Consider the following 26,322-nt stretch of genomic DNA (forward strand, 5'->3'; position numbering starts at 1 on the left):
GCGCCATGTCACCCCCATGACCCAACCTTTGCTCACTCCGCGTTTCAAGGCGCTCAGCGTCCACCTCTTGACGGCCACGGGTGCGGTATTTGCCATGCTGGCGATGCTGGCGGCAGTGCAGGAAAAATGGAGCCTGATGTTCCTTTGGCTGGTGGTGGCTTTTGCGGTCGATGGCATCGACGGGCCTCTGGCGCGCCGCTATGACGTCAAAGCCCATGCAGCCGAATTCGATGGCGTGCTGCTGGATCTGATCATCGACTATCTGACCTATGTGTTCATCCCGGCCTTTGCCCTGTTTCAATCGGGCCTCATGAGCGGCTGGACCGGCTGGTTTGCAATCATCATTATCACTTTTGCTTCGGCCATGTATTTTGCCGACACACGCATGAAAACAAAGGATAACTCCTTTTCCGGCTTTCCCGGCTGCTGGAATATGGTGGTGATCGTGATCTTTGCGGTTGAGCCAAACTTCTGGGTCAGCCTTGCACTGGTCAGCACGCTGGCCGTGGCGATGTTTGTGCCCTTGCGCTTTGTGCATCCGGTGCGCACCGCGCGCTGGCGCAGCGTCACCCTGCCCATGGCACTGGCCTGGACATTCTTTGCAGGCTGGGCGGCCTGGGTGGATTTCCACCCGGACAGCTGGGCGCATTGGGGGCTGGTCACAACCTCGGTCTATCTGCTTTTGGTCGGCATCGTGCAGCAACTGCTGCCAGAACGCAGTTAAGCGCGCTTAAATCAGCAGCCCGGCTGCGCGTTCATGGCGCAGCAGCGCCACTTTGGTTTCCACACCGCCCTGCCCTGAAAACCCGGTCAGCTTACCCCCGGCCCCCATCACCCGATGACAGGGAATGATGATCGGAATCGGATTGCCGCCGCAGGCCCGCCCCACCGGCTGCGCAGCGCAGCCAAGCGCCTTGGCGATATCGCCATAGGTGCGGGTCTCACCCAGCGGGATCTTAAGCATCTCGGCGCAGACCGCCTGCTGAAAATCAGAGCCAGACACCGCCAAGGGCAGATCAAACTCTGTCAGCGCGCCGGCAAAATACGCCCCCAGCTGATCGCGGGCGCGCCGCAACAGATCAGTCGGCTGATCCTCAAACGCCGTCCAATCCAGCCGCACAATCGCGCCATTGTCTTCCTGCAGGCTCAGTGGGCCAACCGGGCTGTGAAATGAAATCGCGGGCATGGGGAAACTCTGCCGCGGCCAAGGGACAATCACAAGAAAAAAGCCGCCGGAAACTCCAGCGGCTTTTCTAACTTTAGCTCAGCGCCTCATCACAGCGGCTGCAGGTGCCCGCATGGCTGTGCTTGCCAACGTCCGGCAGGATTTTCCAGCAGCGCTGGCATTTCTCGCCGTCGGCCTTCTCAAACTCGACGCCCACGCCTTCGACTTCCGGCAGGCGGAAGGCCTCTGCCGGGATCGGATCGGGGGTCAGCATCATGCCCGAGGTGATGCAGATGTCATCAAAGGCCACCGATTTCAGCGCCTCCAGCATGTCTGCGTCACGCACATGCACAATCGGTGCGGCCTCAAGCGAGGCGCCAATCACCTTGTCGGTTCGCTGCACTTCCAGCGCGGCGGTGACAACCCGGCGCGCCCGGCGCACTTTGGCCCATTTGGCGGCCAGCGGTTCGTCCAGCCAATCGGCAGGTGTGTCTGGCATATCCACCAGATGCACCGAGGATTGATCGCCCGGGAACCGCTCCAGCCAGACCTCTTCCATGGTGAAGACCAAGATCGGGGCCAGCCAGGTGGTGATGCGTTCAAACAGCAGATCCATCACAGTGCGCGCGGCGCGGCGACGCAAAGTGTCGCCATCGCAATAGAGCGCATCTTTGCGGATGTCGAAATAGAAGGCCGAGAGATCCACAGTGGCAAAGTTAAAGACCGTGCTGAACACCCCTTGGAAATCAAAGGATTTGTAGCCGGATTTCACCTTGTGATCGATTTCCGCCAAACGGTGCAGCACCCAGCGCTCAAGCTCGGGCATATCCGCAGGCTCAACCCGCTCGGCAGCGTCAAAGTTGCCCAGCGCGCCCAGCATATAGCGCATAGTGTTGCGCAGGCGGCGATAGCTGTCGGCCACCCCTTTCAGGATTTCCGGCCCGATACGCTGATCGATCATATAGTCGGTTTGGGCCACCCAGAGACGCAGAATATCCGCGCCATATTGCTGAACGACCTTCTCTGGCACGATGGTATTGCCGATCGATTTGGACATTTTCAGCCCTTTTTCGTCGAGCGTCATCCCGTGGGTGATCACATTGCGGTACGGCGCGCGGCCCGTGGTGCCGACCGATTGCAACAGCGAAGAATGGAACCAGCCCCGGTGTTGATCGGTGCCTTCCATATAGACATCGGCAATGCCGTCTTCGGTGCCGTCGTCGCGGTCGCGCAGCACAAAGGCGTGGGTGGACCCGGAGTCAAACCACACATCAAGCACGTCATAGACCTGATCATACTCCTCCGGATTGGCGATGCCATCGAGCATCTTTTCCTTGAACCCCTCGGTGTACCAGACATCCGCGCCATCGGCCTCAAACGCGGCAGAGATACGCGCATTCAACGTTTCATCACGCAACAAGAAGTCCGGATCGGTCGGCAACGCGCCCTTCTTGGTAAAGCAAGTCAGCGGCACACCCCAGGCGCGCTGGCGTGACAGCACCCAATCTGGGCGCGTCTCGATCATGGAAAAGAGGCGATTGCGCCCGGTCTGTGGCCACCATTTGACCTGCTGGTCAATCGCGGTCAGCGCACGGGTGCGGATGGTTGTGCCCAGTTCGTCCTGACCATCACCCACCGCTTTGTCGACCGAAGCGAACCACTGCGGCGTGTTGCGGAAGATGATCGGCGCTTTGGAGCGCCAGGAATGCGGATAGCTGTGCTTAACGCGGCCACGGGCAATGATGCCGCCGGCCTCAACCAGCTTGGCGATCACAGCATTATTGGCTTTGCCTTCTTTGCCTTTGCGATCAAAGACCTGAAGCCCGGCAAAGAACGGCACATGTGGCAGGAACTCGGATTCCTCCCCCACATTGTGGGTCATGCGATCAATCCAGTTGCGCGCGACAAAACATTCATAGTCGTCCGCACCGTGGCTTGGCGCAGTGTGCACAAAGCCGGTGCCGGCATCATCAGTGACATGATCGCCATCGATCATTGGCACGTCGTAATCCCAGAAGCCGTCGGCACCCTCGAGGCCATTGAATGGGTGTTTTAGGACAGCACCTTCAAATTCGGAAGCAGCAACGTCGCGAACACGAGTGAACTCGGTGACTCGAGACTTGCCCAACGCATCTGCGGCAAGAGTGTCTGCGAAGATGTAGAGATCACCGGGCTTGGTCCAGCTTTCTTCTTCCGTCGCATCCACGCGATAAAGACCGTATGCAATCTTATTTCCGTATGCGACAGCTTTGTTGGATGGGATGGTCCAAGGAGTGGTGGTCCAGATTACAACTCGGGCAGTCATCAATAGTGGATCGACAGCTTCCTTGCCTTTTTTTGCTGGCGCAACGATCGTATCAAACTCAAACGGCACCCAAATCGTGTGGCTCTGGTGATCGTGATATTCGATCTCGGCCTCTGCCAGCGCGGTCTTTTCGACCGGCGACCACATCACCGGCTTGGAGCCTTGATAGAGCGTGCCGCTCATCAGGAATTTCATGAATTCCTCGGCGATCACCGTTTCGGCGTGGTAATCCATCGTCAGATAGGGATTTTCCCAATTGCCGGTGATGCCAAGGCGCTTGAATTCTTCGCGCTGCACATTGACCCATTGGTCGGCAAAGGCGCGGCATTCCTGGCGGAATTCAACCACATCGACGTCGTCTTTGTTCTTACCCTTCTGGCGGTATTGCTCTTCGATCTTCCATTCGATCGGCAGGCCGTGGCAATCCCAGCCCGGCACATAGCGCGCATCAAACCCCATCATCTGATGCGAGCGCACGATCATGTCTTTGATGGTTTTGTTCAGCGCGTGGCCGATGTGCAGATGACCATTGGCATAGGGCGGGCCGTCATGCAGCGTGAAAGGCGGGCGGCCCTCTTTTTCACGCAGGCGATCATAGACGCCGATCTTTTCCCAACGCTCCAGCCAGCCTGGCTCGCGTTTGGGCAGGCCTGCGCGCATCGGGAAATCGGTTTTCGGCAGGTTCAGCGTATCTTTGTATTCAGGGGTGTCGGCGCACATTTCGGGCGTCCTTCGGATGTCTTGTTTCAGAGAAATATGAAGGGGCGGCGTGGTATCCCATACGCCTTTTCCCGGCGGCTCGCTATGATCAGAGCGCCGGGCATGTAATTCGAATGATGATCGCCATTACACAGGTCATGGCGGCGTTATAAGCCTGCAAATGCAGAGCGTAAAGGCGCAACTTTGCCGCCCGCCCGCGACCGGATGGCACCTTGGCAGCGCACACAAAGCGGGCCAATGTGACGCAGTACAGATCGAAAGCCACCCCAATGCCGCACCCCATGCAACTGTTTGAGATCACGCCCGCAGAAGTCGACCGGATTGTCAGCGTGTTTTATGCCCGCATCCGCCGCCACCCCGAATTGGGGCCAATCTTTGCGGCGCATATTGCCGAAGGTGACTGGCCAGCGCACGAAGCCAAGATCGCGCAGTTTTGGCGCAGTGCGATCCTGAAAGAAGGCGGCTATGCTGGCAACCCGATGCGGGTGCATATGAGCACGCCCGACGTGATGCCGCGCCACTTCACCCCATGGCTTGCTTTGTTTGATGAGGTCTTAAGCGCCCAGCTCTCGCCCGATGCTGCAAAGGCGTTTTCCGCCTTGGCCCATCGCATTGGCCGTGGCCTGCGCGTCGGGCTGGAACAGGTGCGCGCGCCCAAAGACGCGCCGCCCATTCTGCGTTAACTGCCAAATAGCCCGGTCAGCGCGCGTTTCACCAATCGGCTGACCGAGGGGCGTTGCTCTGCTGAGAAAGCCATCGGGCGACAAACCTCCATTGCGGCCACACCCACCCGTGCGGTCAGCGCGCCATTGACCAGCCCCTCGCCAAAGCGGCGGCTAACCTTGCCCAGCAAGGACCCCCCGGCCAAAGAGCCGATCAGATCATCCCCCACGGCCACCGCGCCGGTGGCCACCAAATGCGCCATCACCGCGCGGGTCAGCCGCCAGCTGCCCAAAGTGCCGGACCGGCCAGAATAAATCTCGGCAATGCGGCGGATCATGCGCAGATTTGCAACCAGCGCCGCCGCCACATCCGCCAGCGCCAGCGGCACCAACGCTGTCACCGTGGCGACTTGGCGCGCGGCGGCCTCGACCTCGCGTTTGGCGGCGGCGTCAAGCGGGGCCAACAATTCCTGCTCCGCCGCGGCCAGCACCGCAATTGCGTCAAAACTGTCATCAAGCCGCTCTGCCATGCGGTCCGCGCCCCAGCGCATCTCTTCGCGCCCTTTGTAAAGCGCGGCCAAATCGCGGGCCACGCGGCGCGCGCCCTCAACCGAGTCGTCGGCCAACGCCTGATCCGCCGCGCGCTGCAGCGCATCCACACGGCGCAGGCGGCCAAAAGCGATCATTTCTTTGGCGGCGATCAGCAGGGACACCAGCACAAAGGCGGCAAGCAGCGCGCTCACGCCCATGCCAAGCAGCGGATAGCGCGCCAAAAGATCCGTGGCAAATTGCCATGCCATCAGCGAAATCACCGTGGTCAGCAGCGCCGCAAGCAAGCCCCAGAACCAGCGCGCCAGACGCGAGGGCGGTTTGGCGGCGATCTGCGCGATCTGTTGCATGGCTTGGCCCTGCGGGGGCAGTGGGTCGTCCTCAGGCGGGCTGGGCGCAGCGGCAACATCCGGCTGCGCGGCATCCTCCAGCGTGATCAGAACCGGTTTTTTTCGTCCCGTGTCAGACATGTTTTGCCCCCCGCTGCCAGTAATATCGCACGTCTGGCAGCCCTTCGTCATTGTGATGGCCCGCGCTGCTTTCAACCTCGTGAAAGCCCGCGCGCTGATAAAACCGGCGCGCCACGGAATTGGCCTGATGTGTCCAAAGATCAAGCGCCGTAGCCTCGCCCTGCGCGCGCGCCAGCAAAGCCTGCCCCACGCCCTGCCCCCGCGCCGCGAGGGTCACATAAAGCGCATGCACATAGTTGTTGTGCCGCGCCAGAAAGCCGATCACCTCGCCATTCTGCACCGCCACTGACACCCAGCTGCGCGCGATCATCTCGCGGCAAAAGCCACGCAGATCAGGCAGCGCATAGAACTTGGGCATCCAACGCACCGATTGAAAATGCGCATTCATGATCGCGCTGGTCGCAATACTATCGTGCGCCATGGCCGGGCGTAGGATCACGGTCATAGCCGATCCCCAATCAAAAATTGCACCGCCCGGTCCAGCCGCACATGCGGCGGCCCCATGCCGGGTTTCAGCGTCAATTGCGCGGGCGCAAAATTCATGAATTCATAGCCATCGCCCAGCCATTCGGTCGCGCCGGTCTGGGCACTGGCCAGCAATTGCGCTGGGTCTTCGGGCAACTCGCCGGGGTAAAAGGCCGCCTGTTTGCCGCTGTCCAGCAAAGTGCCGCGCACACAATTCAGCGCGCGGCCATCATGGGTCATGCTTTCCTCGACGGTGGCGCGTAAACTGGCCAGCGCCATCGCGTGGGTTTTGGCCCCGGCAAATTGCGCCCGATCATAGGCATCCCGGGTGAGCGCCTTCATGAACGCGCTGAGACGCCCGTGCTGACTGTGGTGCAAGTGGTCTGCCTTGGTGGCGGCAAAAAGGATACGCTCCACCCGTTTACCCAAGAGCAAGCGGTTGAGAAACGCATTGCGACCCGGGCGGAACGCCGCAAGGATCTCGCCCATCGCGTTGCGCATGTCGCGCACGGCCTGCGGGCCCCGATGAATGGCCCCCAGCGCATCCACCAGCACCACCTGCCGATCAATGCGCGCGAAATGATCCTGAAAAAACGGCTTCACGACGCGCGCTTTATAGGCTTCAAACCGGCGCTCCATCTGCCGATAAAGCGAGCGGCGCTTGCCGCCTTCGACGGCAGGCAGCGGCGCAAAGGTCAGAACCGGAGAGCCGGCCAAATCACCGGGCAGCAAGAACCGCCCCGGTGTGCAATCATAATACCCCGCATCGCGCGCGCGATTGAGGTATTCGGTAAAGCGCCGCGCCAGCCGCTGCGCCTGCATCTCATCCAGATCCGCCGAGCCATCAACATTCTCAAGCCGGGCCAGATAAACCGCGCCCTCATCGCGTTCGCTGAGCCGCGCCAGAACCTCGGCGCTCCACGCGGCATAGGTTTTGTCCAAAAGCCCCAGATCCAGCAGCCATTCACCGGGATAATCGACAATGTCCAGATGCACGGTGCGCGGACGCTGAAGCCCCGCCAGCAGCCCGCGCGGCTGCACCTTGAGCGACAGGCGCAACTCGCTGATCGCGCGGGTACTGTCCGGCCAATGAGGATTGGGGCCCAGTAAGGCCGCGTGATGGTTTTCATAGTCAAACCGGGGCACGGTGACATCGGGCTGCGGCTGCAGATAGGCTGACAAGACACGGCCTTCGTTGATGGCGGCGACCTGAGGCATGCGCCCCCGGTCCAGCAGATTGGCCACAAGCGAGGTGATAAACACCGTCTTGCCCGAACGCGCCAGCCCGGTCACGCCAATGCGGATCACTGGCTCAAACAGTGCTTCGTTTAGCCCGTCACTTACGGCTTCAACCCGTTTTGACACTTCATTTGCCAGATCAGTAATGATCACTGCTGCCCTTCTGCATCTTCAAAGAATGCCTTGTTGCTTTTCACAAATATGCAGCAAGATCGGGGTTTTCCATAGCGCTGATCCGCGAATAGGCGGGAAAGCCTGCGGATAATTCCCCCTCCCCCCGTTGCCCAGCGCCGCATGGAACGCTATGGCGGGGCATGGTTCGGATTGCTCTCAAAGTTGAATATCACGGTGCCCCCTTTGCGGGCTGGCAGCGTCAGGCGGATCAGCCCTCGGTGCAGGGCGCAATCGAGGCCGCGCTGGCCAAGCTGGAGCCGCGCGCCCACACGATTGCCGCCGCCGGGCGCACCGATGCCGGGGTGCACGCCATGGGGCAGGTCGCCCATTGCGACATGCTCAAGGCGTGGGAGCCGTTTCGCCTGTCCGAAGCGCTGAACTATCATTTGAAACCAGCGCCGGTGTCGATTGTGGACGCGGCGCGGGTTGACGATGACTGGCACGCACGGTTTTCAGCCCTAGAGCGCCGCTATCTCTTCCGCATTCTGATGCGCCGCGCCCCGTCCGCCCATCAACGGGGGCTGGTCTGGCAAATCAACCACCAACTTGATGTTGAGGCCATGCAAGAGGCCGCCAACCACCTCTTGGGCCATCACGATTTTACGACCTTCCGCAGCTCGATCTGTCAGGCGGCCAGCCCGGTCAAAACGCTAGACGAGCTGCGTGTTGAACAGGTCGACACGCTTTGGGGGCCGGAGGTGCATTTTCACGTGCGCGCGCGGTCTTTCCTGCACAATCAGGTGCGCAGTTTTGTTGGTACGCTGGAACGTGTCGGGGCCGGGGCCTGGGCACCAGATCGGGTGCGCGACGCCTTGGAAGCGACAGATCGCGCGGCCTGCGGCCCGGTCAGCCCGCCGCACGGATTATATCTGGCCGGGGTGACTTACCCAGACGCGCCGTTCTGAGACGCGCTTTCGCTTTCCAGGTGCAGCTTCATGTCCAATAGCACATGCTGGAGCGCCAAAGTTTCTTTCAGCAGGCGTTTGGCTTCGTTGATGGTGATAATGCCATCCTCGATGGACTGATTGTATTCAGCCATCAGCATGGCAAACCGCTGGCTCAGCGCAATGACATCGGAATTCACCCCGCCCTTGCTATCAGAGTTCTTGCGCCGTTCATCAAAAGACAGGGTGATGCCCTTCAGCTCTGCCAATGCTGTGGTGACATGCGGATAGCTCGCTGCATCTTCCAGTGCCGCCACCGCGTCAATCGGCATGAAGCGGTCGGTATGTTCTTCATGGTCCGAATAATAGCGCCCCAAGGTGGCCTTGGATTTGCCGGTCAAGGTACAGGCGGTTTCAATGCCAACGTCTTTCACCAAAGCTTCGGTGTGTTTTTTCAGGTAGCTGCCATTTCCGGCCATGCGCTGTCCCCCATACCTGTCCCGCCCATGCGGGGAAATCGTTAAGTCTTTTCCCATTAATGCGCTTTGCCGAATTTGTCATTTTTTAATTGTTCCGAGGGGAGCAGTATTCGGCTCTTAGCCCCAAACTTTGGGCCAAATGCGATGATATGGGGCGTTGGCAACTACCTCGGTCGGTCAGCGCCCCATACGCCAAGGAGGGATAAAGGTTACAGCGGGCGGCATCCCCAGAGGGGGCAACCCTCACCGTCTGTTTTAACGAGTATTTGGCGGTCCGGGCACCCCCGATTGGGGGTGTCCGGTCATCGTTCTTACCGCCACAATAGCGGGTTGATTTCGCGGGCATCTCTGGCCTATCAGCGGACTATGGCAAAGCTCTATTTTCAGTATTCCACCATGAACGCGGGCAAATCGACCGTGCTGTTGCAGGCCGCGCATAATTACCGCGAACGCGGGATGGAATGCCTCTTGCTGACCGCGCAGCTCGACACCCGCGCTGGCCAAGGCACAATCGCCTCGCGCATTGGCATATCAGAACCGGCGCAGACCTTTGACCATGAGACCGATCTATTCGCACTGATTGCGACGCGCCTGGATCACCAAGAGATCGCCTGCGTTTTCATCGACGAGGCGCAGTTCCTAAGCAAGGCGCAGGTCTGGCAATTGGCGCGCGCAGTCGATGACCTGGGCGTCCCGGTCATGTGTTACGGGCTGCGGGTGGATTTTCAGGGCGAGCTGTTCCCCGGGTCTGCCGCGCTTTTGGCGCTGGCCGATGAAATGCGCGAAGTGCGCACCATCTGCCATTGCGGCAAGAAAGCCACCATGGTGGTGCGTCAAGGCCCGGATGGGCAGGCGCTGCGCGAAGGGGCGCAGGTGCAGGTCGGCGGCAATGAAACCTATGTCTCGCTCTGCCGCCGTCACTGGCGCGAAGCAATGGGCGTTTAAACCGCGTTCGGCAGCGGCCTCCCAGCGTCAAAGGCCAAAAGGTTCTCTGCCGCCATCAGCCCCATGTCGGTGCGCACCTCAAGCGCAGCCGTGCCCAGATGCGGCAAGAGCGTCACGTTCTCCATCCGTCGCAGTGCCTCTGGCACTTTGGGTTCAAATTCATAAACATCCAGCCCCGCGCCCGCGATCTGCCCCTGTTCCAAGGCGGTGATCAGCGCCGCTTCGTCAACGATTTCGCCACGGGCAATATTGATCAAAATGGCATGGGACGGCATGGCATCAAAGCAGCTGGCATTGATCAGATGATGGGTTTCAGCCCCGCCCGGTGTGGCGACAACCAGCACGTCCACCGCGGCGGCCAACGCCGGAATATCCGCCAGTTGCTGCGCCGGAAAATCCATCGCCTTGGCCGAGCGGTTGACGTATTTCACCGTCATGCCAAATCCGAAATGGCAGCGCCGCGCAATCGCCTGACCGATACGGCCCATGCCGATGATGCCCACTGTCTTACCGCTCAGGTGCAACCCCAGCAGTTGCGTTGGATGCCAGCCCTGCCAGTGCCCAGCGCGCAAAATGCGCTCCCCCTCGCCCGCCCGGCGCGCGGTCATGAGCATCAGCGTCAGAGCGATATCTGCTGTCGCGTCGGTGACAGCGCCGGGGGTGTTGCTGACCGCGACCCCCGCAGCCTGCGCCGCCTCAACGTCAATGTGATTATAGCCAACGCCGAAATTCGCCAACACCTTGGCGCGCGGCGCGGGGACATCGGCAAAAACATCGGCGCTGTATAGATCGCCAAGCGTTGGCAGAACCGCATCAAAATCCCGCAACGACGCGCGCAGCTCATCGTCGCGCATCGCTGTGGTGTCCTCACGCTGGGTGATGGCGAAATGCGGCGCAAGCCGGTCGGTCACGGGCTGCGGCAAGGGGCGGGTGATGAGCAGGGTTTTCAAAACAGCCGTCCTCCAAGTGGGATCTCTTGATCCGGGCGCACCAACACGACCTCACCGCCGTCATCAGGCATGCCCAGCACCAGGATCTCAGACATGAATTTGCCAATCTGGCGCGGCGGGAAATTCACCACCGCCATGACCTGAAGGCCAATCAGACCGTCGGGCGAATAATGTTTGGTGATCTGGGCAGAGCTTTTGCGCACGCCCAGTGGGGCACCGAAATCCACCCATAGCTTGATCGCCGGTTTACGCGCCTCGGGAAAGGGTTGGGCATCAATCACCTTGCCGACACGAATATCGACCTTTTGAAAGTCGTCAAAGCTGATCTCAGCCATTGGCCAGCTCCTTGGAGCGCTCCGTTGCCGCCGTCACGGTGCGGTGCATCAGATCAGGCAGGCCGGTGGTTTCGTTCATCAAGACCTCAAGCCCCGCCTGGGTGGTGCCATTGGGGCTGGTGACATTCACCCGCAACTGGCTGGGGCTGTCCTCGGCGGCCATGGCCAGTGCGCCAGAGCCTGCGACGGTCGCCTTGGCCAGCGCCATGGCAAGATCCGGCGCGAGCCCCTGTGCTTCGCCCGCTTTGGCAAGGCATTCGATCATGTGAAACACATAGGCTGGGCCCGAGCCAGAAACCCCGGTGACAGCGTCCATCTGGCTTTCGGCGTCAAGGCGCACAACCTGCCCGACTGCGCTCAGCAAACTATCGGCCAGATCCAGATGCGCCTCAGTGGCGCTTGCATTTCCGATGATTGCCGTGATCCCCTGCCCCACCGCTGCGGGCGTATTCGGCATGGCGCGGATAATCGGTGTCTGATCGCCCAGAATATCCTGATAGCTCGCAATCGACACCCCGGCGGCCACCGAGAGGAACACGGTTGACCCATTGCCCATGGCCTGCAGCACCGGCAGGGCCGCCGCCATCATTTGCGGTTTGACCGCAATCAGCACAATGGCGGGGGCAGCAGGCAGGTCGGCATTCACATGAACGCCCGTCGCTTTGACCCAATCTGAAGGATAGGGATCCTGCACATAAACCGACCCGGCAGGCAGCCCGTCCGCCAGCCAACCCTGCAACATGGCCGAACCCATTTTCCCGCAGCCCAGCAGCACAAGCCCCTTGTCAGCAAGATACGCCATATCCATGAGGTTCCCCTTCTTCAATCTTTGTGGTTGCTGGCACTTTGACGTGGTTTCCCGGCGACGTCGAGAGCCGCCGGAGCAATTTGACACTCAGATCGCTTGACGCCCTGCCCCCAACCCGCGCATCACTAAGGCCAGTTATTTGACGGACGAAATTTTGCAAAATCCCACCCTTGATCTCCGCCGCGCCAATCTGCACGGCAGCCTCTGGATGCTGGCCGCCATGGCCGGATTTGCCGCTGAGGATGCGCTGTTGAAATCCGTGGCGCAGGCCCTGCCGATTGGCCAGCTGATGGTGCTGTTTGGGCTGGGCGGCGCGCTGTGTTTCGCCGCGCTGGCCCGACATCAGGGCGCGGCACTTTTCCTGCGCGATGTTCGGGCACCGATCATGCAGCTGCGGTTCGGATTTGAGTTCACCGGGCGGCTGTTTTACGTGCTTGCGATTGCGCTTACCCCACTGTCGGCCGCAACCGTGATTTTGCAGGCAGCGCCGCTGGTCGTGGTGGCGGGCGCGGCGATATTTCTGGGCGAAACCGTCGGCTGGCGGCGCTGGACCGCCATTGCACTGGGGCTTTTGGGCGTTCTGGTGATCATTCAGCCGGGGGCCGAAAGTTTCACGCCCCTATCGCTTTTGGCGGTTCTGGGCATGCTGGGGTTTGCCGGGCGCGACCTCGCCAGCCGCGTCGCGCCCAAGTCTTTGGGCACAGCGACATTAGGATTTTATGGGTTTCTGACCATTGTGCTCGCTGGACTGGCCTATGGGGGATGGCAGGGCCTCGCGCCACGCCCTCTTAGCGCGGCGACCGCGCTGGCGCTGCTGGGCGCGATCCTCGTCGGGGTCGCCTCCTATAGCTGCCTGATGAAGGCGATGCGCACCGGCGACGTCTCTGCCGTAACGCCGTTTCGCTACAGTCGCCTGATCTTTGGCGTGGCGCTCGGCTTACTCTTTTTCAAAGAGCAGCTAACGCCCGAGATTCTGCTTGGCTCCGGCCTGATTGTCCTGGCCGGATTGTTCATTCTTTGGCGTGGCCGGGCGGCCTAGGCGCGCCCGTAAGCCTCGGCAATGGCAACCTGCAGGCTTTCCTGAACCGGACGCCCGCCCCAAGTGGCCAGCTGTATCGCCGGGTAGAACCGTTCGGCGCTGGCGATGGCCACATTGATCATGGTGTCGATCTGATCCGGGCTGGCCACCTGCCCGCCGGACAACACAAGGCCATACCGGTAGATCATCAGCTGCTGTTCTTCCCAGAAGGTGAACCCCCCGGCCCAGCATTGATCATTAATGGCGTTTAATACTTCGAAAAGCTCTGCCATTTTGTCTTTGGGCGGCTCCATTTCAAAGGAACAGACCATTTTCAGGGTTTCATCATATGCGGACCATGCCAGGGTGATGGAATAGGTTCGCCACTGCCCTTCGATTGCCATCGCAATCTGATCTTCGGCAATGCGGTCAAAGGACCAATCGTGATGTTCGGCAATGTGTTCGACAATGTCGATCGGATGTATTTCTTCTTCGAAATACTGCTCTGATACTGCCATAGCGCCACCTCTTTCTTTTGTGCGCCCGGACGTGGCAGCGTCACTAGCGCTTGGTGCCTGCTCGAAGGGCTGTGGATAACTACCAACGCCCCTACTAGATATGGTAGGTCTCGCTCTGCCTGCAGTAAAGTGAAATATTCGCGGATCGCGCAATTAGCTGTGGATGAAACGCCGCGCACGCCAGCCATTGCCCAGAATTCAGGCACAAAAAAACGGGCCCAAAGGCCCGTTAACTTGGTCGATCCGGCAGAATGAAAGCGTCAGTCTTTTTCCAGCGCTTCGATCCGGGCTTTCAGCGCCTCATTCTCTTCGCGCGCTTTCTGCGCCATGGCCCGCACGGCGTCAAATTCTTCGCGGGTGACAAAGTCACGATCCGCCAGCCAGCGGTCCATGAGCGATTTCATCGCATTTTCCGCCTCATCCTTTGCGCCCTGCGCCACGCCCATTGCGTTGGCCATCAGTTTGGACATGTCGTCCATGATTTTATTGCGAGTCTGCATGTTGTGCGCTCCGCCTATGTAACTCTGTGTCTAAGGTCTTATATGGGGGCAAAGCGGGGCGGCGACAAGGTTGACTTTGCCCCGGATCGACAGGCAGAGAGACCCCATGCAGGCGATGATCCCCTTTCCCGATATGTCACCCGAGATTTTCACGCTGTCTTTAGGCGGTTTTGAATTTGCCCTGCGCTGGTATGCGCTGGCCTATATTGTCGGCATTCTGATCGCCTGGCGCATCACCTTGCATGCCCTGCGCCGGCCCGCGCTCTGGCCCGCCGGCAGCGCCCCGATGACACCACGCCAGCTCGAGGATCTGCTGACCTGGGTCATTGTCGGCATTATTGTCGGGGGCCGCCTTGGCTATACGATGTTTTACCAGCCGAGCTATTATCTGAGCCACCCGGCGGAAATTTTGCAGGTTTGGCAGGGCGGCATGGCGTTTCACGGCGGCATGTTAGGCGTGCTGGTGGCCGGATGGATTTATTGCGCGCGCGCCGGGCTGCCGAAACTGTCGATCGGGGATGCCATCGTGCTGGGCGCGCCTGTCGGGCTGCTGCTGGGACGCATCGCCAATTTCATCAACGCAGAGCTTTGGGGCCGCGCCACCACCCTGCCTTGGGGCGTGGCCTTTCCCGGGCCTGCCGCGCAAGATTGCGGCCAGTTGACCGGGCTTTGCGCGCGCCATCCGTCGCAGCTTTACGAAGCGGTTTTGGAAGGCGCGCTGCTGTTGGCGCTATTGCTGTGGCTTGCCTACCGCAAAGGTGCGCTTAAAACACCCGGGCGCATCACTGGCGTGTTCTTGGCCGGCTATGGCCTCGCGCGCTTCTTTGTCGAATTTGTCCGCCAACCGGATCAGCAGTTTATCGCGCCCGGCAATCCGCTGGGGCTGGCGCTTCATATCGACGGGGTCGGGCTGACCATGGGGCAGCTTTTGAGCCTGCCAATGATCCTGGGCGGCTTGTGGCTGGCGCGGCGCGCTGCCAAGGTGAACCCATGACATTGAAAGATCAGTTGATCGACCGGATCCGCACGGTTGGCCCCATCCGCATTTCTGATTTCATGGCCGAATGCCTGATGCACCCGCAGCTTGGCTATTACGCCACGCGCGATCCGTTTGGCGCGCAGGGCGATTTCACCACCGCGCCGGAAATGACGCAGATGTTCGGCGAACTTCTGGGGCTGTCGCTCGCGCAGGCCTGGGCCGATCAGGGCAGCCCGGAACGCTTTGCCCTGGCCGAGGCCGGGCCGGGCCGCGGCACTTTGATGGCGGATCTGCTGCGCGCCACCCGCCGGGTGCCGGGCTTTCACGACGCCCTTGAGCTGCATTTGATCGAAGCCTCGCCCGCGCTGCGCCGCAAACAGCGCGAACTTTTGGGTGAGGCGACGTGGCATGACAGCGTTGACACGCTGCCCGATCTGCCGCTGTTCTTTGTGGCCAATGAATTCTTTGATGCATTGCCCATTCGTCAATTCATCCGCGATGGGGCGGGCTGGCGTGAACGGCTTGTGGGGTTTGAAAACGCAGCGCTCTGCTACGGCCTTGGCGCGGTGGCCGATCAGCCCGCGCTGGCGCATCGCCTTGACGACACCGAAGACGGCGATCTGGTTGAGGTCTGCGAAGCGGCCGCGCCGATTGTCGCCAGCATTGGCGCACGGATCGAACGCTTTGGCGGCGCCGCGCTGATCGTGGATTATGGCGATTGGCGCTCGCTCGGCGATACGCTGCAGGCGCTAAAATCCCACAAAGAGGTCGATGCGCTGGACCTGCCCGGCGATGCCGACCTGACCGCACATGTCGATTTCGAAGCGCTCTGCGCCGCCGCGCCCTGCGCTTATTCGCGCGTGACCCCGCAAGGTGTGTTTCTGGAGCGGCTCGGCATCACCCAGCGCGCCCAAACGCTGGCCAATCTGATGGAGCCGGTCCAGATCGAACAGCATATTGCCGCGCATCGACGCTTGACCCATCCCGAAGAAATGGGAAATCTGTTCAAAGTTGTTGCGCTCTATCCCAGCGGCGCACATCCCCCAGCCGGAGTGGAAGCATGAGCATCGAGATCCTGTCCTCTGCCCTCTTGAGCCCGGTGCGGCACGGGTTCTTCACCCGCAAGGGCGGGGCATCCTCTGGCGTCTTCGCCGGGCTGAACTGTGGCACGGGCAGCAGCGACCAAAAGGAAATTGTCGACATCAACCGCGCCCGCGTCGCCAAGGCGATGGATGTGGCGCAGCTGGCGCGGATCTATCAGGTGCATTCCGCAGATGTCGCAACAATTGATGGCAGTGAAGATGGGTTGGAAAAGGCCGACGCGATGGTCACGGCCACGCCGGGGGTCGCCCTGTCGATCCTGACCGCTGATTGCCAGCCGGTGCTGTTCGCCGATCGCATGAATGGCGTGATCGGCGCGGCCCACGCCGGATGGCGCGGTGCGCTGGATGGGGTGCTGGAAAACACCGTTGAGGCGATGATTGCGCTTGGGGCCGCCCGCGATGAGATTGTCGCGGTGATTGGCCCCACGATCAGCCAGCGCGCCTATGAGGTCGGGCCAGAATTTCTGGATGAATTCATGAGCGCCGACCCGGAACACGGCCGCTTTTTCGCGCAGGGCAATGGCGATCGGTATCATTTTGACCTGCCAGCCTTTGGCCTGTCGCGCTTGCGCAATGCGCGCATCGCAGACGCGGAGTGGATTCGCCACTGCACCTATAGCGACCCGGCCCGATTTTACAGCTATCGCCGCGCCACCCATCACAAAGAGGCCGATTATGGCCGCCTGATTTCGGTCATTCGGATCTGATCGCCGCGATTTCACCCCTGCAAATCCGCCAAATCTTGCCAATGTTGCCGCAACTGCGCCCCAATTGACCGTCAGATTGTTCATCAAGCAGGAACAATCCCGAACGGGCAAGACGGAGCAACCCAATGTGTAAACAACGTTTTCTAAAGTCGATCATCGCATCCAGCCAACAGCCACAACCGGTGCTGCCTTGGGCCAAGAAACGCATGATGGGCGTTGAAAAGATTTCGCTGAAACCAGCCCTGCCGCTGAAGCGCAGCGCCTGATCAGCCCAGAACCTCGGGTTTCCAAGACTCCCTCTTAAAAAGCCCGCTGCGAAAGACAGCGGGTTTTTTCGTGTCCTTTTCAGGCAGCGCGCGCGCCCAGATCGGCCACCTGCCGCTGCCAACGCTCGACCTGCCCATCCTTGGGATGACTGGCCTGGGCAAAGGCGGTGATCTTTGTCTTGAGCCCGATGAACCCAAGAACCTGCCGCCGCAGCTGCCATTTCAGCGCATTCTTAAGGAAAAAGCGGAAATACCAACCGGGCGAATCCGAGGTCAGAATGACCCGCGCCGTGCGCCCGCCCAGCATGGGTTTGGGCAGCTTGCCGCGTGTATCAAACATCTGGCCAGGCAGAAAACTGCGATCAATCAGCCCTTTCAACTTCGCCGGAAGCCCGCCCCACCACATCGGCGTCGTCAGCACCAAATGCTCGCACCACTCAAGGTTCTGCACAAAGGTCTGCAGGTCCGGCTCCAACGGCTTGATCTGCCGATAGCTGCCATATTCGAAATCCAGGTCAAAATTGAGCGCGTGGAGATGCATCAGGCGCACTTCATGCCCCGCTGCGGTGGCGCGGGCCGCATAGGCTTCGGCAAAGCTGCGCGCGAGCGAGGCTTCGGCAGGGTGCCCATCCAGAACAAATATGCGTTTGCGTGTCATGATAGCTCCATTAATTGACCATGGTCAATTTCATGGGAAAAATATTGACCATGGTCAATTACAAATTTGACCGCAGTCAAAAAACATGCGAATTATCGCCATGGTGAAAACACAGACCCGCACGCTCAAAACACGCGCAAAATTGCTTGAATCCGCAAGGAATATCGTGACTTCAACGGGTTACGAGGCCCTGCGCGTGGAGCACGTTGTGCAACAGGCCGGGGTTGCCAAGGGCACCTTCTTTGCGCATTTCAAAGATAAAGATGCCTTGATGGAGGCGTTGATCGCCCCGGAATTACATCATTTTCTGGATGAGATTGAGCAACGGCCTGCCCCAAAAGATATCGAATCGCTCACTGCCGCGCTGCGCCCGGTCATGCAATTTGCCGTCTCAGAGCGCTATATATTTGATGTTATTCTGCGCCATTCCGGTGCCGCGGCCAAAGCCGAGATTGGCCCGATCGCCAGCGTCATCTTCCGCATGGGGGAGGTACTGGCCAACTGGCTGGCCAAAGCGCCTTTTCGCAAGGATATTTCGCCCGCCCTGCTGGCCGATGGCATTGGGGCCTTTCTTTTTCAGGCGCTGGCGCTGCATTTCTGCGCGCTGAACAATACGCAAAGCATCGAAGATCGCATGCAGGTTTACCTGCACGCCTGGCTGCTACCGCAGGTCTAAACGAAGGGGTCAGGCGGTGCGGTTGATCCGCTCTTCCAGAACATCAAAGGGCACGCCCGGCTCGTCCTTGGCGTCGCGGATCACCAATGAGGTTTTGACGCTGGCGACATTGTCCGCCTTCAAAAGGTCATTGGTCAGGAAGGATTGAAACGTCGACAGATCCGGTGCCACGCATTTCAGGATGAAATCCACCTCACCGTTCAGCATGTGGCACTCGCGCACCAACGACCAGCCGCGGCAGCGCTCTTCAAAAGCGGACAGATCCGACTCGGCCTGGCTGACGAGGCCAACCATGGCAAAGACCTGCACTTCAAAGCCCAGTTCGCGCGAATCGACGTCAGCATGATAGCCGCGGATATAGCCCGATTCTTCGAGTGTCCGTACACGGCGCAAGCAAGGCGGCGCAGAGATCCCAACCCGTTTGGCCAGCTCAACATTGGTCATGCGACCATCGGCCTGTAGCTCAGCAAGGATTTTGCGATCAATCGGGTCCAGCCGGGTGACGGGCATTCAAATTCTCCGTGAAATTTGCAGTTGTTATAACAGCCAGGCGTACATGCGCAATAAAATTTCGCCAAATTCGCCGCGTCCGCACGCTGACAGATTCCGCATCACAGCGCTGCATTTCCCTGTGCCAACGCCCCCGCCAGACACATAGCGGCCATGTCAGGGGTTTTCGCGGGCGAGCGGGATGGCTATATCCCCTGCCTAACACGCAACAACATGCACACGGGTGGGATATGGGCGACAGCAAACACACGAAAGTTCTGATCATTGGGTCAGGCCCTGCGGGATATACAGCCGGCGTCTACGCCAGCCGCGCCATGCTCAGCCCGATTCTGGTGCAAGGGATCGAACCGGGTGGCCAGCTGACCACCACCACCGAAGTTGAAAACTACCCCGGCTTTACCGAAGTGCAGGGCCCGGATCTGATGATCAAAATGCAGGAACACGCCCAGGCGATGGGCTGCGAGATCATTGGCGACATCATCACCGAGCTTGATACAGAAAGCCGCCCCTTTGTGGCCAAAGGTGACAGCGGCACCACCTATACGGCGGATGCGGTGATCTTGGCGACTGGCGCGCGGGCCAAATGGCTGGGGCTGGAGAGCGAAGAGAAATTCAAAGGCTTTGGCGTTTCCGCCTGCGCCACCTGCGATGGCTTTTTCTATCGCGGGCAGGAAATCGTGGTGATCGGCGGCGGCAATACCGCCGTTGAAGAAGCGCTGTTCCTGACGAATTTCGCCTCAAAAGTCACATTGATCCACCGCCGCGATGAGCTGCGCGCTGAAAAGATCCTGCAAAACCGGCTTGAGAAGAACCCAAAGATCGAAACGCTTTGGTTCCATGAGCTGGAAGAGGTGATCGGCACCGAGGCTCCGCTGGGCGTCACCGGCGTGAAGGTGAAACACACCAAAACCGGCGAGATCAACGAGATCCCCTGCGCGGGTGTCTTTGTTGCCATCGGCCACGCGCCCGCCAACGAACTGGTGAAAGACGTGCTGGAAACCCACAACGGCGGCTATGTGAAGGTGGAGCTCGGCACCACCAAAACCTCGATCCCCGGCGTGTTTGCTGCGGGCGATCTGACAGACCACGTGTACCGTCAGGCGGTCACCTCTGCCGGCATGGGCTGTATGGCGGCGCTGGATGCTGAACGCTATCTGGCAGAACAAGACTAAGCAGATCCAGAAATCTGCCATCAAAAGGGGGGCTCTGCCCCCCTTTTTTGTGCGCGCGGCGGCCGCTTGCCGAGCCTCATTTTTGATTCGAATTGCGCCCCCTCACGACGTGGCAGCGCCACGCCCGCAGCCAAAACTGCGCGAATCTGGCGCAAATTGCGCGAAATCCCCCCGCTTTGGCAAAAAAGTGCGGTGCTCCTGATTGGGCCCAAATCAGCAAAACAGACCAAGCGCCGACAGAGCATAGCGCGAACATGTGGCCTTTGTTTTACGCACACCTCAGAACAACCGCCTTTTAAAGTGGCCATTTCCCCGCAAAAACCTGAAAATTTTCCGAAATCAGGCCAAAAAATGCTTTGCCTTTGCGCCGGACCATGCAATGCGTTCACTCGTGAACATACTTGAGCCATGACATCGCCATGCCCGACACCAAGACAAAGCCCAGCCAAGCAGAGGAGGATCTTCTGTTCCGCCTGCTGCGCCAGCTGGACACCGCACCGGAGGCGTCCCAGCGCGCCACCGCCGCGGCGCTTGAGGTCTCGCTTGGCCGTCTGAACGCCATGCTGCGCAGCGCAGCGGAGGCAGGCCATATTACCATCAACGCCCGCGCCGGGCAGGACAAACGCCAACGTTTTGCCTATGCGCTCACCGCCAAAGGCGCTGCCACCAAACGGCAGCTCACCGACCAATTTCTCGCCCGTAAATTTGCCGAATACGATGCGCTCCACGCAGAGTTAACCGGCAGCAGCAGCGGGCTTTTCCCGTTAAAAAACAGGACCATTAGCATGCTGAACAGCTTTGCCCCCATCCCCGAACTTTACGTCTCTTACGAGAGCGCCCAGAAACTGAAAGTCGAAGCCGCGGATCTGACCAGCCACGATCTTTCCCCGCGTCAGATCTGTGATCTGGAGCTTTTGATGAATGGCGGCTTTAATCCGCTCAAAGGGTTCTTGTCCGAAGAGGATTACAACGGCGTTGTCGAAAACATGCGTCTGGCCGATGGCACCCTTTGGCCCATGCCGATCACGCTGGATGTGTCCGAAGAGTTTGCCGCGAAAATCGAACTGGGCCAAGACATCGCCCTGCGCGATCAGGAAGGCGTCATTCTGGCGACCATGACCGTCACCGACCGTTGGGAGCCAAACAAAGCGCGTGAAGCCGAAAAAGTATTTGGCGCCGACGATGATGCGCACCCGGCTGTAAACTATCTGCACAACCAAGCTGGCAAAATCTATCTGGGCGGCCCGATTGTCGGCATCCAGCAGCCTGTACACTATGATTTCCGCGCCCGCCGCGACACACCAAATGAGCTGCGCGCCTATTTCCGCAAACTCGGCTGGCGCAAAATTGTCGCCTTCCAAACCCGCAACCCGCTGCACCGCGCGCACCAGGAACTGACCTTCCGCGCTGCTAAGGAAGCGCAAGCCAACCTCTTGATCCATCCGGTGGTCGGCATGACAAAACCGGGCGATGTTGATCACTTTACCCGCGTGCGCTGCTATGAGGCGGTTCTGGATCAATACCCTTCGGCCACAACCACCATGTCGCTGCTGAACCTTGCCATGCGCATGGCCGGCCCACGCGAGGCGGTGTGGCACGGTCTGATCCGTAAAAACCACGGCTGCACCCACTTTATCGTTGGCCGCGACCACGCTGGCCCCGGAAAAAACAGCCAAGGCGAAGATTTCTACGGCCCCTATGACGCGCAAGAACTGTTCCGCGCACATCAGGAAGAAATGGGCATCGAAATGGTGGACTTCAAACACATGGTCTATGTGCAAGAACGCGCCCAATACGAGCCTGCGGACGAGATCGAAGACAAGGATAATGTCACCATCCTGAACATTTCGGGCACCGAACTGCGCCGCCGTCTGGCGGAAGGTCTGGAAATTCCGGAATGGTTCTCCTTCCCGCAGGTGGTCGCCGAGCTGCGGCGCACCAAACCTGCGCGCTCCAAACAGGGCTTTACCGTATTCTTCACCGGCTTCTCCGGCTCTGGGAAATCCACCATCGCCAACGCGCTGATGGTCAAGCTGATGGAAATGGGTGGCCGCCCTGTGACGTTGCTGGATGGTGATATCGTGCGCAAAAACCTCAGCTCTGAGCTGGGCTTTAGCAAAGAGCACCGCGACCTCAACATCCGCCGCATCGGCTATGTCGCCTCCGAGATCACCAAGAACGGCGGCATCGCCATCTGCGCGCCCATCGCGCCTTATGCCTCCACCCGCCGCGCCGTGCGCGAAGATGTCGAGCAGTTCGGCGCATTCGTCGAAGTGCATGTCGCGACTTCCATCGAAGAATGCGAACGCCGCGACCGCAAAGGCCTCTATAAGCTGGCGCGCGAAGGCAAAATCAAGGAATTCACAGGTATTTCAGACCCTTACGATGTACCTGCCAACCCAGAGCTTTCGGTGGAAACAGAAAACGTCGAAGTCGACAACTGCGCCCACCAGGTCTTGCTCAAGCTGGAAAGCATGGGTTTGATCAAAGCATAAACATAGCGATAAACGCGCGCCGCCCGGCGCGCGTTTATGCTTTAATCACCGCGCGCGCGGCGCGGGCTTCGATGTCGCCATAGGCGGCAGCTGCGGCTTTGATCGCGCGCAATGCGGGCAGCAGCGCGGCATAACGCGCGGGTGTGGCGGCCTCAATTGCGGCGCGCAGCTCAGCTTCGGACTGGCAAATGATCATGCCGCTTGTGTCCAGAAAATCGCCGAGATTTGGGCACCCCCAGTAAATCGGCACCGTTTCGCACAGCACCGCGTCGACCAGTTTTTCGGAAAAATAATTCCGCTCGCGGATATTCTCGATCACCACCGAAAACCGATACGGGGCCAATCCGTCGGATTTTTCCTCAAATGGCGCATAGCCGCCGCCAAGCGCGGTCATGTCCACACCTTTGGCCTTGGCCCAGTCCACCAACGCATGACGCAGCCTGTGCCCTTCTTGCGAGCGTTTGGCTGAGGCAATCAGCGACATATTCTGGCTTTTGGTGACGGGCAGATCACGCCACCCCGGCACCCATGTGGTGCCATAGACCTGAAAAACCCCATTGGGAATCGAGGCCAAGAACGCCTCATCGCAGGACAGCACCCGATGAAACCTGCGATGGGTGAGCGCCAGTTTGCGCATGTGATGACCGTGGATCACCCGGGGCTCTACAACCATGAGCGAAACTTTGGCCTGCGTGCCCCAGCCAAGGCGAAAATGCACCGTGTCACGCGGGTAAAGGATCAGGTGATCGGTGGGGGCCAGATCGCTGAGGTGCCGCCCCTTTAGCCGCGCAGGTTGGCCCAACGGCCAATTGAGGTCATCCAGCGCAATGCGCGCGGGGCGCAGCCCGAGTTTTTTCCCATAGGGCAGAACGGCGACAGCCGGGTCAGTATTGCGCATCGGGGCCACCGTATTTTTTCTGTCTCTGGACTCGGTTAATGCACGCTGACCGGCGCATAGTCGTTCTGGCGCGCCAGAACATAGGCCAGGCGGCGTTCTTTCACCAAGGCAAGCCGCTCGCCATCTGTGGCCGAATAGACCGCAAACAGCGTGTCCAGCCCCTCGGCCTCTTCTTGCATATCCGCTGGCAGATCGGCCACGGGCACTTCGCGCACGTAAACCATCCGATCATCCATCGCGTGATCAAAATCATACTTGCTGTGCATGGCTTACCCTTTCTTGATGTTGATGGTCTGCACCACCGTCTCTGGACGTGCGCGGGTCAGATCAATGTGCAACAGCCCATTTTCCATCTGCGCTTCGCCCACCTCAACCCCATCGGCCAGCACAAAGGAGCGCTGGAACTGACGCGCAGCGATTCCCCGGTGCAGGAACAGGCGCTCTGCCCCATCGTCGTTCTGCCGCCCGTGGATCACCAGCTGACGGTCCTCGACGGTGATGGACAGATCCTCTTCGGCAAAGCCGGCGACCGCCAGCGTGATGCGGTAGGAAAAATCAGAGGTTTGCTCAATATTGAAAGGGGGATAGCCTTCGTTGCCAGTTTTGGCGGTGCGCTCCAAAAGACGCTCCAGCTGTTCAAAACCCAGCATGTGGGGATAGGACCCCAAGGTCAGTTTGCTCATCTCTATGTCCTTTACGTAAAGCGACAATTTGGCGTCCGGTCCCATTCTGGCGACCAGCTTGGCAATAATATGGGCGCGCCACAGGGCGAGCGCAAGGGCTTTGCTTGTGTAGCCAATCAGGCTATCTTAAGGGCGGAAAGAACCGGGATTTTTCATATGAATGCTTTCAGTGACCTGTCGATGAAAACAGATGATGTTCTGCGCATCGAGCTGGAAGTGTTCAAGCAGGAACATCGCGATCTGGATGAGGCGATTACCGCCCTGGTGGAACGGGGCACAGGCGATCAGCTGACGATTCAGCGCCTGAAGAAACAAAAACTGCATCTTAAGGACAAAATCGCCTATATCGAGGATCGTTTGACCCCGGATATCATTGCCTAGCAGCCCGATCCGGCTATAGTGCGCGCTCCTAATTTCAGAGGCGGGTTATGACGGACATCAAAGTGGGCATCATCATGGGCAGCCAATCAGACTGGCCCACCATGAAAGAAGCAGCAGACGTGCTGGATGAACTGGGCGTGCCTTATGAAAAGAAAATCGTCTCGGCGCACCGCACCCCTGATCGTCTGTGGGACTATGGCAAAACCGCTGTTGATCGCGGTCTGCAGGTGATTATCGCCGGTGCAGGCGGCGCGGCGCATCTGCCGGGCATGATGGCCAGCAAGACGCGCGTTCCGGTCATTGGCATTCCGGTTCAGACCCGCGCGCTGTCTGGCGTTGATAGCCTTTATTCGATCCTGCAGATGCCGCGCGGCTTTCCGGTGGCAACCATGGCCATTGGCGCAGCGGGTGCCAAGAACGGCGGGCTGATGGCTGCCGGTATTCTGGCGCTGAATGACCCGGCGCTTGCCACACGTCTGGACGCGTGGCGCAACGCGCTTTCGGCCTCTATCGCGGAAGAACCAGTTGATGAGTGAGATCTTAAAACCCGGCAGCACAATTGGCATTCTGGGCGGTGGCCAATTGGGCCGCATGCTGTCCGTCGCGGCGGCGCGGCTTGGCTATAAAACCCATATCTTTGAACCGGGCGCAAACCCGCCCGCAGGCCATGTCGCCGACCAAGTGACAACTGCCGCCTATGACGACGCCGATGCGCTGGCTGCCTTTGCCGCTTCGGTGGATGTCATCACCTATGAATTTGAAAACATCCCGACCTCGGCGCTGGATATCCTAGAGGCGCACCGCCCGATCCGCCCGGGCCGCGAGGCCCTGCGCGTCAGTCAGGATCGCATCACCGAAAAAGAATTCCTTTCGGGCCTCGGCCTGACGGTCGCGCCCTTTGCGCAGGTCGACAGCGCCGAAGACCTTGACCGCGCGCTGACGACCATTGGCACGCCGTCGATCCTGAAAACCCGCCGATTTGGTTATGACGGCAAGGGGCAGGCGCGCCTCAATTCTGCGGCGGATGCCCCTGCCGCCTGGGCCGACATGGCCGATGCGCCTTCGGTGCTGGAAGGCTTTGTAAAGTTTTCACACGAGGTGTCGGTGATTGCCGCGCGCGGCATCAGCGGCGAGGTCGCCTGTTTTGATCCGGGCGAAAACGTACATGTCGGGGGCATTTTGCGCACCACCACCGTGCCGGCGCGCCTGTCCGCTGGCATGCGGATGGATGCGGTGCTGATGGCCTCAAAGATCCTGAATGCGCTTGAGTATGTGGGCGTCATGGGGGTTGAGCTTTTCGTGACTGAGGCCGGGCTGATCGTCAATGAAATCGCGCCGCGGGTGCATAACTCGGGCCATTGGACACAAAATGGCTGCGCAGTGGATCAGTTTGAACAGCACATCCGCGCCGTGGTTGGCCTGCCGCTCGGGGATGGCAAACGCCACTCTGACGTGGTGATGGAGAACCTGATTGGCGACGATATGGACCGCCTGCCAGAGCTGATGGTTGCGCCGCATGTCGCCGTGCATCTCTATGGCAAGGCCGAGGTCAAACCGGGCCGCAAGATGGCGCATATCAACCGGGTTGTCCCGAAAGATTAAGCCGGC

The 26,322-nt window shown here is 59.8% G+C and carries 31 protein-coding genes; 15 read left to right on the plus strand and 16 right to left on the minus strand.

All coding sequences use genetic code 11. The features are described from left to right. The first annotated feature begins 16 nt into the window (after nt 1-16). The gene (locus tag N6L24_RS08015) at nt 17-724 is read left to right on the plus strand and encodes a CDP-alcohol phosphatidyltransferase family protein (protein ID WP_271844154.1); all 708 of its coding nucleotides are present in this window, start codon (nt 17-19) and stop codon (nt 722-724) included. Nucleotides 725-730: 6 nt separating this feature from the next. On the opposite strand, the gene N6L24_RS08020 is transcribed toward N6L24_RS08015, so the two are convergent. Both N6L24_RS08020 and ileS read right to left on the minus strand, forming a co-directional pair. After that, nucleotides 731-1,186, minus strand: a complete 456-nt coding sequence (locus N6L24_RS08020) for a methylated-DNA--[protein]-cysteine S-methyltransferase (RefSeq protein WP_271844155.1) — start codon at nt 1,184-1,186, stop codon at nt 731-733. A gap of 73 nt (nt 1,187-1,259) precedes the next feature. Then, on the minus strand, nt 1,260-4,190 hold the full coding sequence (ileS, locus tag N6L24_RS08025; protein WP_271844156.1) for an isoleucine--tRNA ligase: 2,931 nt from the start codon (nt 4,188-4,190) through the stop codon (nt 1,260-1,262). A 212-nt stretch (nt 4,191-4,402) separates the two neighbouring features. On the opposite strand from ileS, the gene N6L24_RS08030 reads away from it, so the two are divergent. Beyond that, complete coding sequence (locus N6L24_RS08030; protein ID WP_442872588.1) at nt 4,403-4,873, plus strand: group III truncated hemoglobin; 471 nt, start codon at nt 4,403-4,405, stop codon at nt 4,871-4,873. Here N6L24_RS08030 and N6L24_RS08035 read toward each other — a convergent pair. From N6L24_RS08035 to N6L24_RS08045, 3 genes are read right to left on the minus strand one after another with little or no spacing between them, the layout of a single operon-like run. Further along, on the minus strand, nt 4,870-5,871 hold the full coding sequence (locus tag N6L24_RS08035) for a YcjF family protein (RefSeq protein ID WP_271844157.1): 1,002 nt from the start codon (nt 5,869-5,871) through the stop codon (nt 4,870-4,872). The two genes, N6L24_RS08030 and N6L24_RS08035, sit on opposite strands and share 4 nt — an antisense overlap. Next, nucleotides 5,864-6,316 (minus strand): GNAT family N-acetyltransferase, encoded by a 453-nt coding sequence (locus N6L24_RS08040; protein ID WP_271844158.1) that lies wholly within the window; start codon nt 6,314-6,316, stop codon nt 5,864-5,866. The genes N6L24_RS08035 and N6L24_RS08040 overlap by 8 nt, the downstream gene beginning before the upstream one ends. Next, nucleotides 6,313-7,728, minus strand: a complete 1,416-nt coding sequence (locus N6L24_RS08045) for a YcjX family protein (protein ID WP_271844159.1) — start codon at nt 7,726-7,728, stop codon at nt 6,313-6,315. The genes N6L24_RS08040 and N6L24_RS08045 overlap by 4 nt, the downstream gene beginning before the upstream one ends. 161 nt (nt 7,729-7,889) lie before the next feature. On the opposite strand from N6L24_RS08045, the gene truA reads away from it, so the two are divergent. Continuing rightward, a complete protein-coding gene (truA, locus tag N6L24_RS08050) occupies nt 7,890-8,654 on the plus strand; it encodes a tRNA pseudouridine(38-40) synthase TruA (protein WP_271844160.1) in 765 nt (254 codons plus the stop codon). Here truA and N6L24_RS08055 read toward each other — a convergent pair. Next, the gene (locus N6L24_RS08055) at nt 8,633-9,112 is read right to left on the minus strand and encodes a hypothetical protein (RefSeq protein ID WP_271844161.1); all 480 of its coding nucleotides are present in this window, start codon (nt 9,110-9,112) and stop codon (nt 8,633-8,635) included. The two genes, truA and N6L24_RS08055, sit on opposite strands and share 22 nt — an antisense overlap. Before the next feature lie 366 nt (nt 9,113-9,478). Here N6L24_RS08055 and N6L24_RS08060 point away from each other — a divergent pair, with 366 nt between their 5' ends. Then, on the plus strand, nt 9,479-10,057 hold the full coding sequence (locus N6L24_RS08060) for a thymidine kinase (protein ID WP_271844162.1): 579 nt from the start codon (nt 9,479-9,481) through the stop codon (nt 10,055-10,057). Here N6L24_RS08060 and N6L24_RS08065 read toward each other — a convergent pair. The 3 genes from N6L24_RS08065 to proC are packed head-to-tail and all read right to left on the minus strand — an operon-like array spanning nt 10,054 to nt 12,150. Then, nucleotides 10,054-11,007, minus strand: coding sequence for a 2-hydroxyacid dehydrogenase (locus N6L24_RS08065; RefSeq protein ID WP_271844163.1), 954 nt, complete (start codon nt 11,005-11,007; stop codon nt 10,054-10,056). The two genes, N6L24_RS08060 and N6L24_RS08065, sit on opposite strands and share 4 nt — an antisense overlap. After that, nucleotides 11,004-11,342 carry a tRNA-binding protein gene (locus N6L24_RS08070; RefSeq protein ID WP_271844164.1) on the minus strand — a complete coding sequence of 113 codons (339 nt, stop codon included), beginning with the start codon at nt 11,340-11,342 and terminating at the stop codon, nt 11,004-11,006. The genes N6L24_RS08065 and N6L24_RS08070 overlap by 4 nt, the downstream gene beginning before the upstream one ends. Beyond that, on the minus strand, nt 11,335-12,150 hold the full coding sequence (proC, locus tag N6L24_RS08075) for a pyrroline-5-carboxylate reductase (protein WP_271844165.1): 816 nt from the start codon (nt 12,148-12,150) through the stop codon (nt 11,335-11,337). The genes N6L24_RS08070 and proC overlap by 8 nt, the downstream gene beginning before the upstream one ends. A gap of 208 nt (nt 12,151-12,358) precedes the next feature. Between proC and N6L24_RS08080 the strand changes: the two genes are divergently transcribed. Further along, nucleotides 12,359-13,189, plus strand: a complete 831-nt coding sequence (locus N6L24_RS08080; protein ID WP_271844412.1) for a DMT family transporter — start codon at nt 12,359-12,361, stop codon at nt 13,187-13,189. On the opposite strand, the gene N6L24_RS08085 is transcribed toward N6L24_RS08080, so the two are convergent. Together N6L24_RS08085 and N6L24_RS08090 are read right to left on the minus strand one after the other, a co-directional pair. Then, a complete protein-coding gene (locus N6L24_RS08085; protein WP_271844166.1) occupies nt 13,186-13,686 on the minus strand; it encodes a YbjN domain-containing protein in 501 nt (166 codons plus the stop codon). The two genes, N6L24_RS08080 and N6L24_RS08085, sit on opposite strands and share 4 nt — an antisense overlap. Before the next feature lie 260 nt (nt 13,687-13,946). Beyond that, nucleotides 13,947-14,186: an accessory factor UbiK family protein gene (locus tag N6L24_RS08090; RefSeq protein WP_271844167.1), complete on the minus strand. Its 240-nt coding sequence runs from the start codon at nt 14,184-14,186 to the stop codon at nt 13,947-13,949. 106 nt (nt 14,187-14,292) lie between these two features. Here N6L24_RS08090 and lgt point away from each other — a divergent pair, with 106 nt between their 5' ends. The 4 genes from lgt to N6L24_RS08110 all read left to right on the plus strand — a co-directional run bounded on the left by lgt (nt 14,293) and on the right by N6L24_RS08110 (nt 17,241). After that, on the plus strand, nt 14,293-15,180 hold the full coding sequence (gene lgt / locus N6L24_RS08095) for a prolipoprotein diacylglyceryl transferase (protein WP_271844168.1): 888 nt from the start codon (nt 14,293-14,295) through the stop codon (nt 15,178-15,180). Next, nucleotides 15,177-16,229 (plus strand): class I SAM-dependent methyltransferase, encoded by a 1,053-nt coding sequence (locus N6L24_RS08100; protein WP_271844169.1) that lies wholly within the window; start codon nt 15,177-15,179, stop codon nt 16,227-16,229. The genes lgt and N6L24_RS08100 overlap by 4 nt, the downstream gene beginning before the upstream one ends. Then, nucleotides 16,226-16,975 (plus strand): peptidoglycan editing factor PgeF, encoded by a 750-nt coding sequence (pgeF, locus tag N6L24_RS08105; protein ID WP_271844170.1) that lies wholly within the window; start codon nt 16,226-16,228, stop codon nt 16,973-16,975. Before N6L24_RS08100 ends, pgeF begins: the two co-directional genes overlap by 4 nt. 125 nt (nt 16,976-17,100) lie before the next feature. Beyond that, nucleotides 17,101-17,241, plus strand: coding sequence for a hypothetical protein (locus N6L24_RS08110; protein WP_271844171.1), 141 nt, complete (start codon nt 17,101-17,103; stop codon nt 17,239-17,241). Between the two features lie 79 nt (nt 17,242-17,320). Here the strand turns inward: N6L24_RS08110 and N6L24_RS08115 are convergent, their stop codons facing one another. After that, nucleotides 17,321-17,899 (minus strand): NAD(P)H-dependent oxidoreductase, encoded by a 579-nt coding sequence (locus N6L24_RS08115; protein ID WP_271844172.1) that lies wholly within the window; start codon nt 17,897-17,899, stop codon nt 17,321-17,323. Nucleotides 17,900-17,999: 100 nt separating this feature from the next. Between N6L24_RS08115 and N6L24_RS08120 the strand changes: the two genes are divergently transcribed. Beyond that, nucleotides 18,000-18,575 (plus strand): TetR/AcrR family transcriptional regulator, encoded by a 576-nt coding sequence (locus tag N6L24_RS08120; RefSeq protein WP_271844413.1) that lies wholly within the window; start codon nt 18,000-18,002, stop codon nt 18,573-18,575. Nucleotides 18,576-18,584: 9 nt separating this feature from the next. Here N6L24_RS08120 and N6L24_RS08125 read toward each other — a convergent pair whose 3' ends face one another. Next, the gene (locus N6L24_RS08125; RefSeq protein ID WP_271844173.1) at nt 18,585-19,085 is read right to left on the minus strand and encodes an Lrp/AsnC family transcriptional regulator; all 501 of its coding nucleotides are present in this window, start codon (nt 19,083-19,085) and stop codon (nt 18,585-18,587) included. A gap of 230 nt (nt 19,086-19,315) precedes the next feature. On the opposite strand from N6L24_RS08125, the gene trxB reads away from it, so the two are divergent. Further along, nucleotides 19,316-20,257 (plus strand): thioredoxin-disulfide reductase, encoded by a 942-nt coding sequence (gene trxB, locus N6L24_RS08130; RefSeq protein ID WP_271844174.1) that lies wholly within the window; start codon nt 19,316-19,318, stop codon nt 20,255-20,257. 419 nt (nt 20,258-20,676) lie between these two features. After that, entirely contained in the window at nt 20,677-22,752 is a 2,076-nt protein-coding gene (locus N6L24_RS08135) for a bifunctional sulfate adenylyltransferase/adenylylsulfate kinase (protein ID WP_271844175.1), read from the plus strand. 34 nt (nt 22,753-22,786) lie between these two features. On the opposite strand, the gene N6L24_RS08140 is transcribed toward N6L24_RS08135, so the two are convergent. Genes N6L24_RS08140 through N6L24_RS08150 form a run of 3 tightly spaced genes read right to left on the minus strand, consistent with a single transcriptional unit; the run spans nt 22,787 to nt 24,333 of the window. Continuing rightward, nucleotides 22,787-23,650 (minus strand): hypothetical protein, encoded by an 864-nt coding sequence (locus tag N6L24_RS08140; RefSeq protein WP_271844176.1) that lies wholly within the window; start codon nt 23,648-23,650, stop codon nt 22,787-22,789. 35 nt (nt 23,651-23,685) lie between these two features. After that, nucleotides 23,686-23,916: a DUF1150 family protein gene (locus N6L24_RS08145; RefSeq protein WP_271844177.1), complete on the minus strand. Its 231-nt coding sequence runs from the start codon at nt 23,914-23,916 to the stop codon at nt 23,686-23,688. 3 nt (nt 23,917-23,919) lie between these two features. After that, nucleotides 23,920-24,333, minus strand: a complete 414-nt coding sequence (locus N6L24_RS08150) for an Hsp20 family protein (protein WP_271844178.1) — start codon at nt 24,331-24,333, stop codon at nt 23,920-23,922. Between the two features lie 156 nt (nt 24,334-24,489). On the opposite strand from N6L24_RS08150, the gene N6L24_RS08155 reads away from it, so the two are divergent. The 3 genes from N6L24_RS08155 to N6L24_RS08165 are packed head-to-tail and all read left to right on the plus strand — an operon-like array spanning nt 24,490 to nt 26,316. Next, entirely contained in the window at nt 24,490-24,714 is a 225-nt protein-coding gene (locus tag N6L24_RS08155; RefSeq protein WP_271844179.1) for a YdcH family protein, read from the plus strand. 47 nt (nt 24,715-24,761) lie between these two features. Then, nucleotides 24,762-25,250 carry a 5-(carboxyamino)imidazole ribonucleotide mutase gene (purE, locus tag N6L24_RS08160; protein WP_271844180.1) on the plus strand — a complete coding sequence of 163 codons (489 nt, stop codon included), beginning with the start codon at nt 24,762-24,764 and terminating at the stop codon, nt 25,248-25,250. Continuing rightward, nucleotides 25,243-26,316: a 5-(carboxyamino)imidazole ribonucleotide synthase gene (locus tag N6L24_RS08165; protein ID WP_271844181.1), complete on the plus strand. Its 1,074-nt coding sequence runs from the start codon at nt 25,243-25,245 to the stop codon at nt 26,314-26,316. The genes purE and N6L24_RS08165 overlap by 8 nt, the downstream gene beginning before the upstream one ends. Nucleotides 26,317-26,322: the final 6 nt, after the last annotated feature.

The sequence above is a fragment of the Cognatishimia sp. SS12 genome (assembly GCF_028369055.1).
Lineage (GTDB): Bacteria > Pseudomonadota > Alphaproteobacteria > Rhodobacterales > Rhodobacteraceae > Cognatishimia.

Bases quoted from the DNA above. Each gene is read 5' to 3' on its own strand.
- N6L24_RS08015 (WP_271844154.1), top strand. From the start codon at position 17: ATGACCCAACCTTTGCTCACTCCGCGTTTCAAGGCGCTCAGCGTCCAC.
- N6L24_RS08020 (WP_271844155.1), bottom strand. From the start codon at position 1,186: ATGCCCGCGATTTCATTTCACAGCCCGGTTGGCCCACTGAGCCTGCAG.
- ileS (WP_271844156.1), bottom strand. From the start codon at position 4,190: ATGTGCGCCGACACCCCTGAATACAAAGATACGCTGAACCTGCCGAAA.
- N6L24_RS08035 (WP_271844157.1), bottom strand. From the start codon at position 5,871: ATGTCTGACACGGGACGAAAAAAACCGGTTCTGATCACGCTGGAGGAT.
- N6L24_RS08040 (WP_271844158.1), bottom strand. From the start codon at position 6,316: ATGACCGTGATCCTACGCCCGGCCATGGCGCACGATAGTATTGCGACC.
- truA (WP_271844160.1), top strand. From the start codon at position 7,890: ATGGTTCGGATTGCTCTCAAAGTTGAATATCACGGTGCCCCCTTTGCG.
- N6L24_RS08055 (WP_271844161.1), bottom strand. From the start codon at position 9,112: ATGGCCGGAAATGGCAGCTACCTGAAAAAACACACCGAAGCTTTGGTG.
- N6L24_RS08060 (WP_271844162.1), top strand. From the start codon at position 9,479: ATGGCAAAGCTCTATTTTCAGTATTCCACCATGAACGCGGGCAAATCG.
- N6L24_RS08070 (WP_271844164.1), bottom strand. From the start codon at position 11,342: ATGGCTGAGATCAGCTTTGACGACTTTCAAAAGGTCGATATTCGTGTC.
- proC (WP_271844165.1), bottom strand. From the start codon at position 12,150: ATGGATATGGCGTATCTTGCTGACAAGGGGCTTGTGCTGCTGGGCTGC.
- N6L24_RS08080 (WP_271844412.1), top strand. From the start codon at position 12,359: ATGCTGGCCGCCATGGCCGGATTTGCCGCTGAGGATGCGCTGTTGAAA.
- N6L24_RS08085 (WP_271844166.1), bottom strand. From the start codon at position 13,686: ATGGCAGTATCAGAGCAGTATTTCGAAGAAGAAATACATCCGATCGAC.
- N6L24_RS08090 (WP_271844167.1), bottom strand. From the start codon at position 14,186: ATGCAGACTCGCAATAAAATCATGGACGACATGTCCAAACTGATGGCC.
- lgt (WP_271844168.1), top strand. From the start codon at position 14,293: ATGCAGGCGATGATCCCCTTTCCCGATATGTCACCCGAGATTTTCACG.
- N6L24_RS08100 (WP_271844169.1), top strand. From the start codon at position 15,177: ATGACATTGAAAGATCAGTTGATCGACCGGATCCGCACGGTTGGCCCC.
- pgeF (WP_271844170.1), top strand. From the start codon at position 16,226: ATGAGCATCGAGATCCTGTCCTCTGCCCTCTTGAGCCCGGTGCGGCAC.
- N6L24_RS08110 (WP_271844171.1), top strand. From the start codon at position 17,101: ATGTGTAAACAACGTTTTCTAAAGTCGATCATCGCATCCAGCCAACAG.
- N6L24_RS08115 (WP_271844172.1), bottom strand. From the start codon at position 17,899: ATGACACGCAAACGCATATTTGTTCTGGATGGGCACCCTGCCGAAGCC.
- N6L24_RS08120 (WP_271844413.1), top strand. From the start codon at position 18,000: ATGGTGAAAACACAGACCCGCACGCTCAAAACACGCGCAAAATTGCTT.
- N6L24_RS08125 (WP_271844173.1), bottom strand. From the start codon at position 19,085: ATGCCCGTCACCCGGCTGGACCCGATTGATCGCAAAATCCTTGCTGAG.
- trxB (WP_271844174.1), top strand. From the start codon at position 19,316: ATGGGCGACAGCAAACACACGAAAGTTCTGATCATTGGGTCAGGCCCT.
- N6L24_RS08135 (WP_271844175.1), top strand. From the start codon at position 20,677: ATGCCCGACACCAAGACAAAGCCCAGCCAAGCAGAGGAGGATCTTCTG.
- N6L24_RS08140 (WP_271844176.1), bottom strand. From the start codon at position 23,650: ATGCGCAATACTGACCCGGCTGTCGCCGTTCTGCCCTATGGGAAAAAA.
- N6L24_RS08145 (WP_271844177.1), bottom strand. From the start codon at position 23,916: ATGCACAGCAAGTATGATTTTGATCACGCGATGGATGATCGGATGGTT.
- N6L24_RS08150 (WP_271844178.1), bottom strand. From the start codon at position 24,333: ATGAGCAAACTGACCTTGGGGTCCTATCCCCACATGCTGGGTTTTGAA.
- N6L24_RS08155 (WP_271844179.1), top strand. From the start codon at position 24,490: ATGAATGCTTTCAGTGACCTGTCGATGAAAACAGATGATGTTCTGCGC.
- purE (WP_271844180.1), top strand. From the start codon at position 24,762: ATGACGGACATCAAAGTGGGCATCATCATGGGCAGCCAATCAGACTGG.
- N6L24_RS08165 (WP_271844181.1), top strand. From the start codon at position 25,243: ATGAGTGAGATCTTAAAACCCGGCAGCACAATTGGCATTCTGGGCGGT.